The organism is Halobacillus sp. ABR2_026 (genome assembly GCF_056158545.1).
In genome coordinates this window covers 2570968-2585346 of the sequence record NZ_JBSWTM010000001.1, presented here as the reverse complement: position 1 = coordinate 2585346, position 14379 = coordinate 2570968, and the positions used below count along the sequence as shown (strand labels likewise).

Sequence of the window (14379 nt, the reverse complement as noted above, 5' to 3'; positions counted from 1 at the left end):
CGAATGATGAGTGATCGCTCCTCAAAATGGCTGCGAAGATTCACCATCTTTTTCATCATTCTTCTCTCATTACTTCTGCTTGCGTGGCTCTATCCTTATTATGATGGTTTTGTTATGGTCTTAGGGAAAGTACTGCTCCCTTTTTTATTGGCGCTCTTGTTGTCATTTCTTCTGCATCCTCTTGTCCACATACTGGAGGATTTCGGGTTGAATCGTCCACTGAGTATATGTGTAATCTTTGTCGTTTTTTTCTCTCTGACGGCTTTTGGACTATATAAAGGAATCCCTCGTCTTCTGGATCAATTAAAGCTGCTAAATGAGCATCTGCCTCATTTGGTGGAGTCCTATCAAAACTGGACGAAGCAGCTTTATGCACAAACAGAAAAATTACCGGATGGGCTTCACCAAAAGGTGGATGAGCGGTTTGCCAGCTTCGAAGAGTGGATAAATGGGCGGCTGATGAATGTTCTTGCTGGGTTGACCGGAATCTTTAATATGATCGTTCTCCTTGCTGTCATTCCTGTCATGACTTTTTATTTTCTAAAAGATTATAAGACCATTGGCCATTGGCTGCTTCTTACCCTCCCGTCCAAATGGCATGAAGAGTCAAGAAGGTTGGTGAAGGAGCTGAACCACTCTTTAGGGGGATACATCCGAGGTCAGCTATTAATTAGCTTGTTTGTTGGAGTTCTCGCAACAGCTGGCTTTTGGCTGATTGATCTTCCTTATCCTTTGGTTCTGGGGTTGATTGCAGGGTTAACCAATATCATTCCTTATTTTGGGCCGCTTCTTGGTGCAGGACCCGCGGTCATAGTGGCTCTGACTGTAAGTGTGAACACTTTGTTATTTACACTGGCGGTTATCCTGATTATTCAAGTGATAGAAGGGAATCTGCTTTCTCCTTACATAATGGGGAAAAGCATCCATATTCACCCATTGTTTATAATCCTTGCTTTATTGGTTGGGGGAGAATTAGCCGGTATTCCCGGATTAATCTTAGCTGTCCCTGTACTGACCTGTATAAAAGTGATCGCTTCAGAAATTCGTACAGGGAGGTTAAACATTGACAGATGAACGTCAGTTATCTATAATTACGCTTAGCAAAGACTATAAGGACGAAAGAACACAATGAAGGAAAAGAGTAGGCGATTCATTCATGGCCAGAGAGGTGCGTTCCAGGCTGAAAAACGCATTGCATGAACGTTGTTGAAAGCTATTCCAGAGTGCGGTTAATCCCCGACGGAGTCATGCCCCGTTACAGGCATTAAAGCTGATAGACATCAATGGTCTATAACCAGGGTGGTACCGCGGTAAAAACCCCGTCCCTGCCGATTAAAGGCAGGGACGGGGTTTTTTTGTTCCTTCTTCGTCCGGAACAGACTCCATTCTATCGAACAATTTGAGGAGGTTATTGCAAATGAAATCATTAACATCAGCGGAAGTCCGCCAAATGTTTCTTGACTTTTTTAAAGAAAAAGGACATAGCGTAGAACCAAGCGCATCTCTTGTTCCCCACGAAGACCCTACTCTACTTTGGATTAACAGTGGTGTGGCTACACTGAAAAAATACTTCGATGGGCGTGTTATTCCTGAAAACCCGCGAATTGTGAATGCGCAAAAATCAATTCGTACAAATGATATTGAAAATGTTGGATTCACTGCTCGGCACCATACGTTCTTTGAAATGCTTGGGAATTTTTCTATCGGCGATTATTTCAAAGAAGAAGCTATGGAATGGGCATGGGAGTTTCTTACAAGCGATGAATGGATTGGGTTTGACGAAGAGAGATTATCTGTAACCGTACATCCGGAAGATGAGGAAGCTTACCAAATTTGGAAAGATAAGATCGGATTGGATGAAGAGCGTATTATCCGCATCGAAGAGAATTTCTGGGATATCGGGGAAGGGCCCAGTGGTCCGAATACGGAAATCTTTTATGATCGTGGAGAAAAATATGGAACGGACTCCAATGATCCAGAACTTTACCCAGGCGGGGAAAATGAACGGTATTTGGAAATATGGAACCTCGTCTTCTCTCAGTTTAACCACAATCCTGATGATACGTATACACCACTTCCTAAGAAAAACATTGATACAGGGATGGGACTTGAACGTATTGTCTGTGTTATTCAAGAAACGGAAACAAACTTTGAGACCGATCTATTCCTTCCGATCATTGAAGCAACGGAAAAAATGGCGGACAAAAACTATGGGGACGGCTTCGATACAGATGCTTCCTTCAAAGTGATTGCAGACCATATGAGAACCGTTACATTTGCTGTCAGTGATGGAGCCCTTCCTTCAAATGAAGGACGTGGTTACGTGTTGCGCCGTCTGCTGCGTAGAGCTGTACGTTTTGCTAAGCAGATCGGAATTGACAAGCCGTTCATGTATAAACTAGTGCCAGAAGTGTCTAAAATCATGGTCGACTTCTATCCTGAAGTAAAGGAAAAAGAAAACTTCATTCAAAACGTCATTCAAACAGAAGAATCCCGTTTCCATGAAACATTGAATGATGGGTTACAGATTCTTACCAACATCATCAAGCAGGAAACCGAGAAAGGCAGCAATGTGTTCCCTGGAACAGAAGTCTTCCGGTTATACGATACGTATGGCTTCCCTAAAGAATTGACAGAAGAATACGTTGCTGAAGCCGGTTTCACTATTGATGAAGAAGGTTTCCAAAACGAAATGGAAAAACAGCGGGAGCGCGCACGTAGTGCACGCCAGAAGACCGATTCTATGCAAGTTCAGGACGGTGTACTTGGAGATGTTCACGTCGAAAGTGAATTCGTCGGTTATGACTCTCTGCAAGTTGAAACAGAAATTGTAGAACTTATTAAAAGGAAAGAGTTCAGTGGGTATGCGGAAGAGGGCGACACCATTTATCTATTCCTCACAAAGACCCCTTTCTATGCTGAGAGTGGAGGTCAAATCGCTGATCGTGGTTTCTTGAGAACGGAAGGTGCTGTCATAGAAGTGACCAATGTTCAAAAAGCACCGAATGGTCAACACATGCACGAAGCGGTCGTGAAACAAGGTTCTATCGAAAAAGGAGCGACAGTGACAGCAGAAGTCGATCAAAGCGGTCGTTCCTTTATTGTTAAAAACCATACGGCTACACACCTTCTGCATCAAGCGTTGAAAGATGTCCTTGGCGAACATGTAAATCAAGCCGGATCTCTTGTAGCTCCCGATCGTTTACGTTTTGACTTTTCTCACTTTGGTTCTGTAACGAACGAAGAGATGGAGAAAATTGAGTCCATCGTCAATGAAAAAGTTTGGCAGTCTATTCCGGTATCCATTGAGCTTAATTCCATTGAAGAAGCAAAAGCTAAGGGCGCGATGGCCTTGTTTGGTGAAAAATATGGGGACACGGTTCGAGTCGTCCAGGTCGGGGATTACAGCCTTGAGCTTTGTGGAGGTTGTCATGTAATGAACACAGCAGAAATCGGCCTGTTTAAGATTATTTCAGAGTCTGGAATAGGCGCTGGTACGAGAAGAATTGAGGCTGTAACAGCTAAGGATGCTTACTTGTACATGAACGGCAAAGAAGCGTTGTTGAAAAAAGCTGGAGAGCAGCTGAAAACGAAACCTGAACAAGTCCCTGAACGCATAGAAGCTCTTCATAAAGAATTGAAAGATGTTCAAAAGGAAAATGAATCTTTGAGTGCAAAACTTTCAAACATGGAAGCTTCCAGTATTCTTGATGAAGTTCAAGAGGTCGATGGTGTGAAAGTTCTCGCTAAGCAAGTGGATGTTAAAGATATGAATGCGCTACGCACAATGGTGGACGATCTTAAACAAAAGTTGGATTCAGGAATTATCCTTCTCGCAGCACCGAATGGTGACAAAGTTCAATTGATTGCAGGAGTATCGAAGGACTTGATCGAAAAAGGTTATCATGCAGGTCAATTGATTAAAGAAGCAGCTAACCGATGCGGCGGTGGTGGCGGAGGCCGTCCGGATATGGCGCAAGCGGGTGGTAAAGATGCTTCCAAAATTCCTCATGCTTTAGAATATGCAAGAGAATACGCTAGTCAAAACGCCTAGTTTTTCCTATAGGATAATTAGGTATATAATAGAATTAATACTACAAAAGTGCGAGGTGACTGTAATGAGTTCAATGGATAAAACGATGAGGTTCAATTTCTCAGAAGAGCCGTTTGATCAAGATGTCCAATCCGTATTACTATCAGTATATGGAGCATTACAAGAGAAAGGGTATAATCCGATAAATCAGATTGTCGGATACTTGCTTTCAGGCGACCCTGCGTACATTCCTCGTCATCAGGATGCCAGAAATTTAATCCGCAAAATCGAACGTGATGAGCTGATTGAAGAACTGGTTAAATCTTACATCAAAGAGAATAAAGAGGGCATTGAATGAAAAAAATAGGATTGGATGTCGGTGAAAAGACCATTGGCATCGCTATCTCTGATGCTCTGGGCTGGACGGCCCAGGGTCTCACCACACTCCGTTGGGACGAACAGGACTACAATACGGCGAAAGAGTCGTTGAGAGAGGTTATACGCGACCATGATGTAACGGAAGCGGTCGTAGGCTTTCCGAAAAACATGAATGGAACGGTCGGACCACGAGGGGAAGCGAGCCAGACTTTCGCCGCATGGCTGGAAGAAGAATTTCATCTCCAAACACACCTTTGGGATGAACGCTTAACAACGATGGCAGCAGAACGAGTGCTGCTGGATGCAGATGTCAGCAGGAAGAAGCGGAAAAAGGTGATTGATAAAATGGCTGCTGTCATGATCCTGCAAAGTTACTTGGATTCGAAACAATAAGGAGGCTGTCATTTATGGCACTGGAAAAAGAAGAACGTATCATTATTCCGGATGAAAACGGAGAAGAACACTTATTTGAGGTACTGTTTACATTTGACGTGGAACAGACGGGTCATTCCTATATCGCAGTAGTACCAGCAGAACAGAAAGACGGCGAGGAAGTAGAAGTCTTCGCTTTCCGTTATGAAGAGAAGGGGAATGAAGAAGACGATCTTGCTCTTTTCCAAATTGAATCCGATGAAGAGTGGGAAATGGTAGAAGAAATGTTAAACACTTTGACAGATGAAGATTTAACGTGAGAAAAAGCCTGCAACTCCTCGTTGCAGGCTTTTTTATGCCATTCCATTCGACTCGTCTCATGTAGAAAATTCAGGGAATATGTAGAAAGGTTCTTTCACTTTATAGTATAATGAACCGGATGAAAGGGGGAAGTCTGATGTCTAATTCTGATTTTAAAAATCAATATAAACAAAAATTGAAAAATAGAACAGAGGAAGCGGGCAAAGTGAGAAAAATAGTGTCCATCATCCTCACCGTGCTGATCCTTGCTCTTGTCATCGGCGGATTGTCCGGCTACTTTTATGTGAAGTCCGCACTGGAGCCCGTGAATCCAGGAGATAACAAACAAATCAATGTTGAGATTCCTTTAGGTTCTTCTACGTCATCCATTGCAGGAATTCTTGAAGAGAATGATGTCATCAAAAATGATCTGATTTTCCGTTTTTATACAAAATTCAAAAATGAATCAGGTTTCCAAGCTGGCAATTATCAATTCACATCTTCTATGACACTTAATGAGATCATTGAGACGTTGAAAACAGGGAAACTTGTAAAAGATCCCGTGTATAAAGTGACTGTTCCTGAAGGTAGGAATTTAGAGCAGATTGCCGAAGTTTATGCCGAAGAACTATCTTTTACAAAGGAAGACTTCATGAATAAAGTCAATGATGATTCCTATGTAGAAGAATTGATGGCCGAATACCCTCAGTTATTAACGGAAGATATCTTGAATGATGAGATCCGCCACTCTTTAGAAGGGTATTTGTTTGCCGCTACGTATAACATCTATGTTGAAGATCCGACGATTGACCAAATTGTAAAGAAAATGCTCGATAAAACGCAGGCCGTCGTTCTTCCATATATGAATCAAATGGATGAGCTCAACGGTGTAGAAAATGTACATGATCTTGTTACGATGGCTTCTCTACTTGAAAATGAAGCCCGCACCGCTGAAAGCCGGAAAATGATTTCTGGTGTATTCCAAAACCGCCTGGAGGATGACATGAAGCTTCAGACAGACCCAACGGTCCTCTATGCTCACGGGGAACATAAAGACCGGGTATTGTATGAAGATCTTGAGATTGAGTCCCCTTACAATACTTATTATATAACAGGGCTTCCGGTTGGTCCGATTTCAAACTTCAACGAAAATTCCCTTCAAGCTGCAGCTGCGCCTGAAGATCATGATTATCTATATTTCCTTGCAGACAGCGAAGGAGAAATACATTATGCAAGTTCACTTGAAGAACATAACGAATTAAAAGAAGAATATATCAATTAACATGTTTTTAGGAGGAATGCAAAAAGATACTCGCATTCCTTCTTTTTTTTATGTTAAAATAGTGGGGTTGTAAATCGGATGTAAAATTAATGTGAAGGGTGAAACAAGTGGACCAAGAACAATATTTACAGACATTGCTTTCGAAGCCTTCCACAGCTGTTCAGAAAATGGAAACCTATGCGGATGAGCAGAACGTCCCTATAATGGAGCCTTTGGGAATCGATTTTCTTATGCAGCTTTTAAGAATTCAACAGCCCCAACGAATCCTGGAGATAGGGGCTGCTATTGGTTATTCGGCCTTGCGAATGCTCGAAGCCAGTCCAGAAAGCAGAATCACAACTGTCGAACGAGATGAGAAGCGGTATCTGGAAGCCTTGAAAAATATAAAGGCCTTCAATGCCCAAGAACAAATCCAGGTGATTTTTGGAGATGCTTTAGAGGCAGCATCTACCATTGAAAAAGATGGCCCTTTTGATTTATTATTTATCGATGCAGCCAAAGGGAAGTATGAAGAGTTTTTCCATTTGTATGCACCGATGGTTTCTGATAACGGAGTGATTATTTCGGATAATGTGCTTTTCAAAGGTTTCGTGGCTGATGACTCAGAGGCAAGCCCCAGAATGGCTAAAATTGCTCGGAAAATAAGGAAATTCAATGAATGGCTCGTTCAGCACCCTGATTATCATACAACCATCGTACCGATTGGTGACGGGGTTGCTATTACTAAGAAAAAACAAGTGTATTAAATATAGTTTAGAATGGATTGGATGAAAGGAGCACCCAGGAGCATGAGTGATAAACCAGTAGTGATTGGAGTAGCAGGAGGATCAGGTTCAGGGAAAACGAGTGTGACTCGTTCGATCATCCAGCGCTTTACAGATAAGACGTTGTTAATGCTAGAACAAGACTATTATTATAAGGATCAGAGTGATGTTCCTTTCGAAGAAAGACTTCAAACGAACTATGATCATCCGCTAGCTTTCGATAATGACCTGTTGATTGAGCATTTGAAGAATCTGCTTGAGCAGGAACCTGTTGAAAAACCGGTCTATGATTATAAAATGCACACCCGTTCAGATGAAACGATTCATGTTGAACCGAAAGAAGTCATTATCGTTGAAGGGATTCTCGTGCTTGAAGATGAACGTTTGAGAGACCTGATGGATATTAAGGTCTTTGTAGATACCGATGCAGATGTTAGAATCATCCGCAGAATGATGAGAGATATTAATGAAAGAGGTCGTTCCCTTGACTCTGTGATCGATCAATACATCAATGTTGTCCGTCCCATGCACCTGCAGTTCGTAGAACCTACGAAACGATATGCGGACATCATCATCCCGGAGGGTGGCCAAAACCACGTGGCCATTGATTTGATGGCAACTAAAATTCAAACCGTTCTTTACGAAAAAGGGCAGACGATGACGAAAGAAAATAGTTGAAATACTACCAAAAATCTGGCATAGTTTTCACTAGTAGTTCTAAATCATTATGTCCTCGGGTAAAGTATAGTAACTCTTTTTTATGAGCGTACAGTCGTACTGCTCATTTCCTATATTAAGGACATCATTTTTTCTTGTATTTAAAGGAGTGTTTCGGACCATGGCAGAAGAAAAAAACTATTATATGACCGAAGAAGGAAAGCTGAAGTTAGAAGAAGAACTGCATCATTTAAAAACAGAACGACGTAAGGAAGTTGTAGAACGCATTAAAATCGCCCGAGGTTTCGGAGACTTATCAGAGAATTCCGAGTATGATGCTGCGAAAGATGAACAGGCATTTGTGGAAGCACGCATCACTCAGGTTGAGAATATGATCCGTAATGCAGTCATCATTGAAAATGATAATGAAAATCCTGATACGGTTACAATGGGTAAATCTGTGACGTTCCAGGAGCTTCCAGAAGGAGACGAAGAAACATATACCATAGTCGGTAGTGCGGAAGCCGATCCTTTTGAAGGTAAAATCTCAAATGACTCCCCAATGGCTCAAAGCTTGATTGGCCATGTGGTCGGTGACAAAGTAAAAGTCGCGACACCAGGTGGAGAGATTGACGTAAAAATTATCACAGTCGAATAACAGCAAGGCAGGGAGCTTCCCTGTCTTTTTTTATTGGATTTAGAGTTTAATCTAGAGCTGGGATGGCTCTTGTTTGTAAGCTCCTTGATTGTTAATGGGGAATTTCTTATGATTGTGGTTGACACTTGGAATTGTTATGAGATAGGTAAAAGAAAGCATTGGTAACAGCACAAAGTTCATGTATAATAAACGGCGAGTAAAAAGGAGGCAGAAAAATCATGGCAAAGCATCAACCCCCGCATTCTCGGTCTAATCGTTTTGAGAAGAAACGAAGAGGAACGAAAATGCTGACATGGCTTGTAGGGGCAGGCAGCGTGTTCATGGTATTACTCATAGGACTGATCTTATTTGGTGGTGATGATCAAAAAGGACAGGCTCAGCAGGATTCCAACAGTCAAGAAGAAGCAGCAAATGAACAGAACGAAGAACAACAAGATGCTTCTCAAGCCGAAACCGATGAAAATGAATCTAAAGACAAAAATGAATCGGCTGAAAAAGAGAGTAAAGATAAAGAGGAAACATCTGATAAGGAGAAGGTTTCCATTGAGGGATTTGAAGAGTTGAAACCCATTGAAGATGAAAAGGGACTGAAGATAGAAAAGAGCGACGATCCTAACGTGGAAAGGGTGGTTACCAAGGATTGGCCGGTAATCCCTACGGAAATGGACACAAATGGAGATCATGGCATCACTTATCAATCAGGCACTCAGGATTATAAAGAGTTGAAAGAGGCGATTAGAAGCGCTGTAGGCCTTTCTGAAGACAATATTATATACTGGGATGTAAGTAATAGGGGACACCATCAGAAAGCGAAAGCGACAGTCTCTGACAAAAATAAGACAGGATATCTAAGAGTTCATATTGATTGGATAGAAGGTCAAGGGTATAAACCTGTGAGACTCGAAGTTTTAAAAGATTATAATGGCTAAGAGAGGAAGTTTGGAATGGCAATTGGAATTATCGGAGCGATGGATGAAGAGGTAGAATTATTAAAGGCAAATATGCAAGCCACTTCAGAAAAAGAAGTGGCCGGCAGCCTTTTTGTGGAAGGAATATTGCACGGAGAGAAAGTTGTTTTGTTAAAATCAGGGATTGGTAAAGTCAATGCAGCAATGTCTACAACCATCCTCCACGAGCAGCATCAAATCGAAGCGGTGATCAATACAGGTTCTGCCGGCGGATTTGCAAAGGATCTTGAAGTTGGAGATGTAGTCATCTCTTCATTAGTGACCCACCATGATGTCGATGTGACAGCTTTCCAATATGCTTATGGGCAGGTTCCAGGGATGCCAGAAATGTATCCAGCAGATGAACATCTCGTTCAACAAGCGATGGGTGCTGTAGAGAAGACGGATGCTAAGGCAGCCAAAGGAATTATAGCAACAGGGGATTCCTTTATGCAGGAGGAAACAAGAGTTAATTTTGTCCGTGGAAAATTCCCAGAGATGATTGCTGCTGAGATGGAAGCAGCCGCCATTGCACAGGTTTGTTATAAATACGGGACCCCTTTTGTTGTCATACGGGCGTTATCTGATATTGCGGGCAAAGAATCTTCCGTGTCCTTTGATCAGTTCCTGCCGAAAGCTGCAAAAAATGCAGCCGTGATGATCATGGAAATGGTGAAGAACTACAAATCACAATGATTTCCATATCCGTGTGGTATTCTCCTATGTTACGATCATAGAAAGTAGGAGGTGGACCGTATGGAAACTTCTCTTTCGTTGAAGAAAAAGATAATGGATTATAAACGGTTTGTGATCACACTGATTGTTTTAAGCACTTATTTATATATCGGCACCTTGATCAGCTTATATGAGTACGGGACCCATGCGTATTTGTTCCTGTATCCAATCATCGGAGCAACCCTTTTCTCCTCATTCATCATCACTTTGAAGATAAGAAAATGGAATAAATATTAGGAATGAAACAGCCACTCCATTCTTTTAAGATGGTAGTGGCTGTTGTTTATCCATTGTTTCCTTGTTTACTTTGTTTGTAAAATTCATGGAAAATCTTCATCAACGCACGCTTTTCAATCCTCGACACATAACTTCTTGATATCCCAAGTTCTTTAGCTATCTCCCTCTGTGTTTTTTCTTCTGTCTGATTCAATCCATAACGGAAGATGATCACTTCTTTTTCCCGCTCATCCAGGACTGTGATGAAATCTTTAATTTTTTCCAATTCCATATGAAGTTGAATTTCTTCCACGATATCCGTAACATCCGCTTGAAGGATATCAAGGAGGTTCAATTCATTTCCTTCCTTATCGTGGCCGATCGGGTCTTGCAATGAAATGTCTTTGCTCATTTTTTTGGTTGACCGGAGATGCATGAGAATCTCATTCTCAATACAGCGGGCAGCATAAGTAGCGAGTTTCGTTCCTTTACCTGTCGAATAACTCTCGATGCCTTTGATTAGACCGATGGTTCCAATGGAAATGAGATCTTCAAAGTCTTCTTTTGTGTTTTCAAACTTTTTGACAATGTGGGCAACAAGACGCAGGTTATGTTCAATCAGTTTGTTCCTTGCATCATGACTTCCTTCGGCCATCAATTGGAGCTGTTTGGCTTCTTCTTCTGGAGGGAGGGGGTTGGGGAATGCCTGGTTTTTTACATACGACATGAAGAAGAGAGACTCTTTGAAAAAGTAAAGGATGGAAGCAATCAGACTGCTCATGTAGCGCACCTCCTCAAGGATTAGGCGAATGCCTACAACATACTTATGTCCTTAGGAAGTTGTCTGTGCTTGTCAGGTGGTAAAAAATATTGTTTAGAAATGGGGAGAAGGTCTTCCATAAAGAAAGGAGAGCTTATTTTTTCTTACCTGTGTATCTTATGATGCTTTCCTGGCGGTCAGTCTTAGGTCTTTAATGGTTAGGTAATATAGATCAACAGCTTGCTACTGACAGATCTTTGAACAAAAAAAGCCCCCAGTGGCTGGGGGCTTCTGTAATCAGCCATCCGGGGCCTGTTGTTTCTGTTCTTCTTTCAACACTTCGGCATATTCATCTTTCACGCTCTTTTCCCAAAGCGGAACCCCCGCTCGGTAAGCAGCTCTTGAGATCATATGACCGGACACAGGTGCTGTCAAAAGTACAAAGAATATTCCGAGCAGCAGTTTCCCGCTTACGATGTCATGCTCTACATAGTGGAATAGGAAAGCTCCGATCATGATGCCTGCTACACCCAGTGTAGAACTTTTCGTCGCTGCATGCAGACGTGTGTAGACATCAGGGAAACGCAGTATTCCTATGGAGCCGGATATCAGGAAAAAGGCACCAATCAAAAGAGATAGACAAATAGTGATGTCGAATATTAGATTAATCCATGTCCCGCTCAATGATAACACCCTTTTCTAAGAATTTCGCCAGTGCGACTGTCCCAATGAACAATAAGATGCCGATCAGCAGAACAACATCATTAAACCTGGTCGTCACAAGCAGGACGGCGATCAATCCTGCTAAAGCCATTAAGTTAATACCGATGATATCGAGGGCTACGGCACGATCCGGATTGGTGGGTCCGAGGATGGCCCGGTATAAAAGGAGGATGACGGAAATTGCGACAGCTACGACGGCAATTGTAGCAGAAACACGGATTAAAGTTTGTGTCATGTCCAGAATCTCTTCCATTTAACGGGTCACCTCCATAATACGCTTTTCAAAGGAATTTTTAATCTCGTTCACGGATTCTTGTACATCCGGCATATCCATCGCGTGAATGAAAATTTTTGTATGATCTTCACTGACAACGACAGATAAGGTGCCAGGTGTAAGGGAGATCAAGTTGGCGAGAAGTGTAATTTCAAAGTTTGTCTTTACATCAATCGGTAATGCGAATATTCCTGGCTGCATATCCATTTTTGGTTTATATACATGTTTGACAATATCAATGTTGGATAAGACCAGTTCTCTGATAAATAGTAAAATGAGAAGGAAAAACTTCCACGCCCGTTTCATATAGAAAGAATCCGGTACAAAACGTTGAAGGACGAAGAGCAGTATGATTCCTAGAATATAACCGACAAAGAAAGTCGTGAAATTGTATGTTTCACTCAGGAACATCCACATCATGGCGATGATGATGTTCAATACGATTTGTAAAGGCATCAGCTTCTACTCCTTTAACACAGAATCAATATATTGTTGCGGATCCATCATATATTGAGAGATGTTTTCTATTGTCGGGAAGAACCACTCAGCACCTACCCCGAGAAGAACGGAAACGGCTAACAGTCCTACGGCAGGTAGTGCCATTCTTTTTCCTTTCTTTTCCCGGGCTGGAACAGGAATATCCATTTTCTCCCCCCAGAACCCTCTGATGAAAATTCGGATCATGGAGAAGAGGATAAGAAGACTTGAAATCAGTCCCATGATGACAATGAAGATCTCTTCTTGTCCGAGACCACTTCGTAAGAGTAGTAGTTTTCCGATAAATCCACTAAATGGTGGAATCCCTGCAAGGACGAGGGAAGCTAAAAACATGAGCCACCCGAGAATAGGGTAGTGATGAATCAATCCACCCATTTTGCGAAGATCTGAAGTCCCGGCTACATAGGCAGTGGCACCGACAAGGATGAACAGAGCTGCTTTTATTACCATATCATGGACAAGGTAATAAATCGTTCCACTGATCGACACTTCCGTGAAGATTCCAATGCCCATCAGCATGAAACCGACTGCGGGGATAATATTGTAAGCAACAATCAGCTTAATATTATTTGTCGATAGAGCGCCAATGACACCGAAGATCATCGTCAAGGCTGCAAGATAGATGAATAAAGTGTGGGTCAACTCAACCTCCTGGTTGAACATGAGTGTAAATGTCCGTAAGATCGAATAAATTCCCACTTTCGTTAATAACGCTCCGAATAGTGCAGATACCACTGGGTTCGGTGAAATGTATGGACGAGGCAGCCAATAGTAGAGCGGGAAGACGGCTGCTTTCGTAGCGAATACAAAGAACAGTAAAATCGCGATCGTTGTCAGTATACCCTCTTGTTCTACTTCCTGTACTCGTTGCGCAATTTGAGCCATGTTAACTGTACCGACCACTGAATAAAGGAAAGCGATCGTCGTTACAAATAACATAGAAGAGAATAAATTAATCAAGACATACTTGATGGATTCTCTCAATTGGGCTTTCCCGTTGCCGAGAACAATCAGTCCATAGGATGCCATTAAAAGTACTTCAAAGAATACAAAAAGGTTGAAGAGGTCCCCGGTTAGAAATGCGCCACTTACTCCCGAGATCAGCATAAAGAAGAAGGTGTAAAAATAAAACGACTCTTCTTTTTCAGATAAAGATTGTGGAGCAAAGAACACACAGGCAACGGAGATAATATTTGTTGTAAGGACTAGTGTGATGGCGAGCAGGTCTCCCACAAGGACGATACCGAAAGGTGCTTCCCAGCTTCCTACCTCTAACACCAGACTCCCGTGGTTTTTTACTTGCATGAAGACGAGACCTACGACAAGAAAGTTAATAATCGCAAATGCTTTGGCTAAATTTCTTGAGATGCGTGTCTTTTTGTGTGTGAAAGCTAAAATGATGCCTGCTAATAAAGGCAGCAGAATAGGCAATACAGCTAAATTACTCATAGTCGTTACCCCTTAATTCCTCCATATTATCTGTCCCATTAACCTTAGCTGCTCGATAAGCTAAGACTAGTAGTAAACTGGTAACACCAAAACTGATGACGATTGATGTAAGAATCAATGCTTGCGGTAGGGGGTCTGTGTAGTTTTCAACCCCTTCTGTTAGTACAGGTGGTGCTCCTGTTTTCAATTCTCCCATTGTCAATATGAACAGGTGGGCCCCATGGGAAATGAGGCCGGTTCCGATGATAATGCGTAACAATTGTTTTTGAAGGAGGTTATAGACACCTGTAGTGAAGAGAATGCCCGCTAAGACGGCCATAATAATTTCCATGG

The 14379-nt window shown here is 42.1% G+C and carries 18 protein-coding genes and 1 other annotated feature; of the genes, 12 read left to right on the top strand and 6 right to left on the bottom strand.

The window, feature by feature from the left end:
* Nucleotides 1–3 precede the first annotated feature (3 nt).
* From ACXADE_RS13505 to ACXADE_RS13450, 12 genes are all read left to right on the top strand, one after another.
* A complete protein-coding gene (locus ACXADE_RS13505) occupies nucleotides 4–1074 on the top strand; it encodes an AI-2E family transporter (RefSeq protein ID WP_474980977.1) in 1071 nt (356 codons plus the stop codon).
* A 45-nt stretch (nucleotides 1075–1119) separates the two neighbouring features.
* Nucleotides 1120–1330 (top strand) — a binding site (T-box leader).
* Nucleotides 1331–1417: 87 nt separating this feature from the next.
* A complete protein-coding gene (gene alaS / locus ACXADE_RS13500) occupies nucleotides 1418–4054 on the top strand; it encodes an alanine--tRNA ligase (protein WP_474980976.1) in 2637 nt (878 codons plus the stop codon).
* Nucleotides 4055–4118: 64 nt separating this feature from the next.
* On the top strand, nucleotides 4119–4391 hold the full coding sequence (locus tag ACXADE_RS13495) for an IreB family regulatory phosphoprotein (protein WP_115822523.1): 273 nt from the start codon (nucleotides 4119–4121) through the stop codon (nucleotides 4389–4391).
* Nucleotides 4388–4804, top strand: a complete 417-nt coding sequence (ruvX, locus tag ACXADE_RS13490; protein WP_474980975.1) for a Holliday junction resolvase RuvX — start codon at nucleotides 4388–4390, stop codon at nucleotides 4802–4804. The genes ACXADE_RS13495 and ruvX overlap by 4 nt, the downstream gene beginning before the upstream one ends.
* Nucleotides 4805–4818: 14 nt before the next feature.
* Nucleotides 4819–5103 carry a DUF1292 domain-containing protein gene (locus ACXADE_RS13485; protein ID WP_474980974.1) on the top strand — a complete coding sequence of 95 codons (285 nt, stop codon included), beginning with the start codon at nucleotides 4819–4821 and terminating at the stop codon, nucleotides 5101–5103.
* 137 nt (nucleotides 5104–5240) lie between these two features.
* On the top strand, nucleotides 5241–6365 hold the full coding sequence (gene mltG / locus ACXADE_RS13480) for an endolytic transglycosylase MltG (protein WP_474980973.1): 1125 nt from the start codon (nucleotides 5241–5243) through the stop codon (nucleotides 6363–6365).
* Between the two features lie 107 nt (nucleotides 6366–6472).
* On the top strand, nucleotides 6473–7111 hold the full coding sequence (locus ACXADE_RS13475; protein WP_474980972.1) for an O-methyltransferase: 639 nt from the start codon (nucleotides 6473–6475) through the stop codon (nucleotides 7109–7111).
* Nucleotides 7112–7153: 42 nt separating this feature from the next.
* The gene (gene udk, locus ACXADE_RS13470) at nucleotides 7154–7807 is read left to right on the top strand and encodes a uridine kinase (RefSeq protein ID WP_474980971.1); all 654 of its coding nucleotides are present in this window, start codon (nucleotides 7154–7156) and stop codon (nucleotides 7805–7807) included.
* A 160-nt stretch (nucleotides 7808–7967) separates the two neighbouring features.
* Nucleotides 7968–8444, top strand: coding sequence for a transcription elongation factor GreA (greA, locus tag ACXADE_RS13465; RefSeq protein WP_474980970.1), 477 nt, complete (start codon nucleotides 7968–7970; stop codon nucleotides 8442–8444).
* 218 nt (nucleotides 8445–8662) lie between these two features.
* A complete protein-coding gene (locus ACXADE_RS13460; protein WP_474980969.1) occupies nucleotides 8663–9373 on the top strand; it encodes a YrrS family protein in 711 nt (236 codons plus the stop codon).
* A 15-nt stretch (nucleotides 9374–9388) separates the two neighbouring features.
* Complete coding sequence (mtnN, locus tag ACXADE_RS13455) at nucleotides 9389–10087, top strand: 5'-methylthioadenosine/S-adenosylhomocysteine nucleosidase (protein ID WP_474980968.1); 699 nt, start codon at nucleotides 9389–9391, stop codon at nucleotides 10085–10087.
* Nucleotides 10088–10147: 60 nt separating this feature from the next.
* Complete coding sequence (locus tag ACXADE_RS13450; RefSeq protein WP_474980967.1) at nucleotides 10148–10363, top strand: YrhC family protein; 216 nt, start codon at nucleotides 10148–10150, stop codon at nucleotides 10361–10363.
* 46 nt (nucleotides 10364–10409) lie between these two features.
* Here ACXADE_RS13450 and sigK read toward each other — a convergent pair whose 3' ends face one another.
* The 6 genes from sigK to ACXADE_RS13420 all read right to left on the bottom strand — a co-directional run bounded on the left by sigK (nucleotide 10410) and on the right by ACXADE_RS13420 (nucleotide 14377).
* Complete coding sequence (gene sigK / locus ACXADE_RS13445) at nucleotides 10410–11123, bottom strand: RNA polymerase sporulation sigma factor SigK (RefSeq protein ID WP_474980966.1); 714 nt, start codon at nucleotides 11121–11123, stop codon at nucleotides 10410–10412.
* Between the two features lie 276 nt (nucleotides 11124–11399).
* Nucleotides 11400–11786 (bottom strand): monovalent cation/H(+) antiporter subunit G, encoded by a 387-nt coding sequence (gene mnhG / locus ACXADE_RS13440; protein WP_474980965.1) that lies wholly within the window; start codon nucleotides 11784–11786, stop codon nucleotides 11400–11402.
* Nucleotides 11767–12060 (bottom strand): Na(+)/H(+) antiporter subunit F1, encoded by a 294-nt coding sequence (locus tag ACXADE_RS13435; protein WP_474980964.1) that lies wholly within the window; start codon nucleotides 12058–12060, stop codon nucleotides 11767–11769. Before ACXADE_RS13435 ends, mnhG begins: the two co-directional genes overlap by 20 nt.
* An 18-nt stretch (nucleotides 12061–12078) precedes the next feature.
* A complete protein-coding gene (locus tag ACXADE_RS13430) occupies nucleotides 12079–12555 on the bottom strand; it encodes a Na+/H+ antiporter subunit E (RefSeq protein WP_474980963.1) in 477 nt (158 codons plus the stop codon).
* 6 nt (nucleotides 12556–12561) lie between these two features.
* Complete coding sequence (locus ACXADE_RS13425; protein WP_474980962.1) at nucleotides 12562–14046, bottom strand: Na+/H+ antiporter subunit D; 1485 nt, start codon at nucleotides 14044–14046, stop codon at nucleotides 12562–12564.
* The gene (locus ACXADE_RS13420; protein ID WP_474980961.1) at nucleotides 14039–14377 is read right to left on the bottom strand and encodes a Na(+)/H(+) antiporter subunit C; all 339 of its coding nucleotides are present in this window, start codon (nucleotides 14375–14377) and stop codon (nucleotides 14039–14041) included. Before ACXADE_RS13420 ends, ACXADE_RS13425 begins: the two co-directional genes overlap by 8 nt.
* Nucleotides 14378–14379 lie beyond the last annotated feature (2 nt).

Coding starts and splice junctions, on each gene's coding strand:
- ACXADE_RS13505 (WP_474980977.1), top strand. CDS start 4: ATGATGAGTGATCGCTCCTCAAAATGGCTGCGAAGATTCACCATCTTT.
- alaS (WP_474980976.1), top strand. CDS start 1,418: ATGAAATCATTAACATCAGCGGAAGTCCGCCAAATGTTTCTTGACTTT.
- ACXADE_RS13495 (WP_115822523.1), top strand. CDS start 4,119: ATGAGTTCAATGGATAAAACGATGAGGTTCAATTTCTCAGAAGAGCCG.
- ruvX (WP_474980975.1), top strand. CDS start 4,388: ATGAAAAAAATAGGATTGGATGTCGGTGAAAAGACCATTGGCATCGCT.
- ACXADE_RS13485 (WP_474980974.1), top strand. CDS start 4,819: ATGGCACTGGAAAAAGAAGAACGTATCATTATTCCGGATGAAAACGGA.
- mltG (WP_474980973.1), top strand. CDS start 5,241: ATGTCTAATTCTGATTTTAAAAATCAATATAAACAAAAATTGAAAAAT.
- udk (WP_474980971.1), top strand. CDS start 7,154: ATGAGTGATAAACCAGTAGTGATTGGAGTAGCAGGAGGATCAGGTTCA.
- greA (WP_474980970.1), top strand. CDS start 7,968: ATGGCAGAAGAAAAAAACTATTATATGACCGAAGAAGGAAAGCTGAAG.
- ACXADE_RS13460 (WP_474980969.1), top strand. CDS start 8,663: ATGGCAAAGCATCAACCCCCGCATTCTCGGTCTAATCGTTTTGAGAAG.
- mtnN (WP_474980968.1), top strand. CDS start 9,389: ATGGCAATTGGAATTATCGGAGCGATGGATGAAGAGGTAGAATTATTA.
- ACXADE_RS13450 (WP_474980967.1), top strand. CDS start 10,148: ATGGAAACTTCTCTTTCGTTGAAGAAAAAGATAATGGATTATAAACGG.
- sigK (WP_474980966.1), bottom strand. CDS start 11,123: ATGAGCAGTCTGATTGCTTCCATCCTTTACTTTTTCAAAGAGTCTCTC.
- ACXADE_RS13435 (WP_474980964.1), bottom strand. CDS start 12,060: ATGACACAAACTTTAATCCGTGTTTCTGCTACAATTGCCGTCGTAGCT.
- ACXADE_RS13430 (WP_474980963.1), bottom strand. CDS start 12,555: ATGCCTTTACAAATCGTATTGAACATCATCATCGCCATGATGTGGATG.
- ACXADE_RS13425 (WP_474980962.1), bottom strand. CDS start 14,046: ATGAGTAATTTAGCTGTATTGCCTATTCTGCTGCCTTTATTAGCAGGC.
- ACXADE_RS13420 (WP_474980961.1), bottom strand. CDS start 14,377: ATGGAAATTATTATGGCCGTCTTAGCGGGCATTCTCTTCACTACAGGT.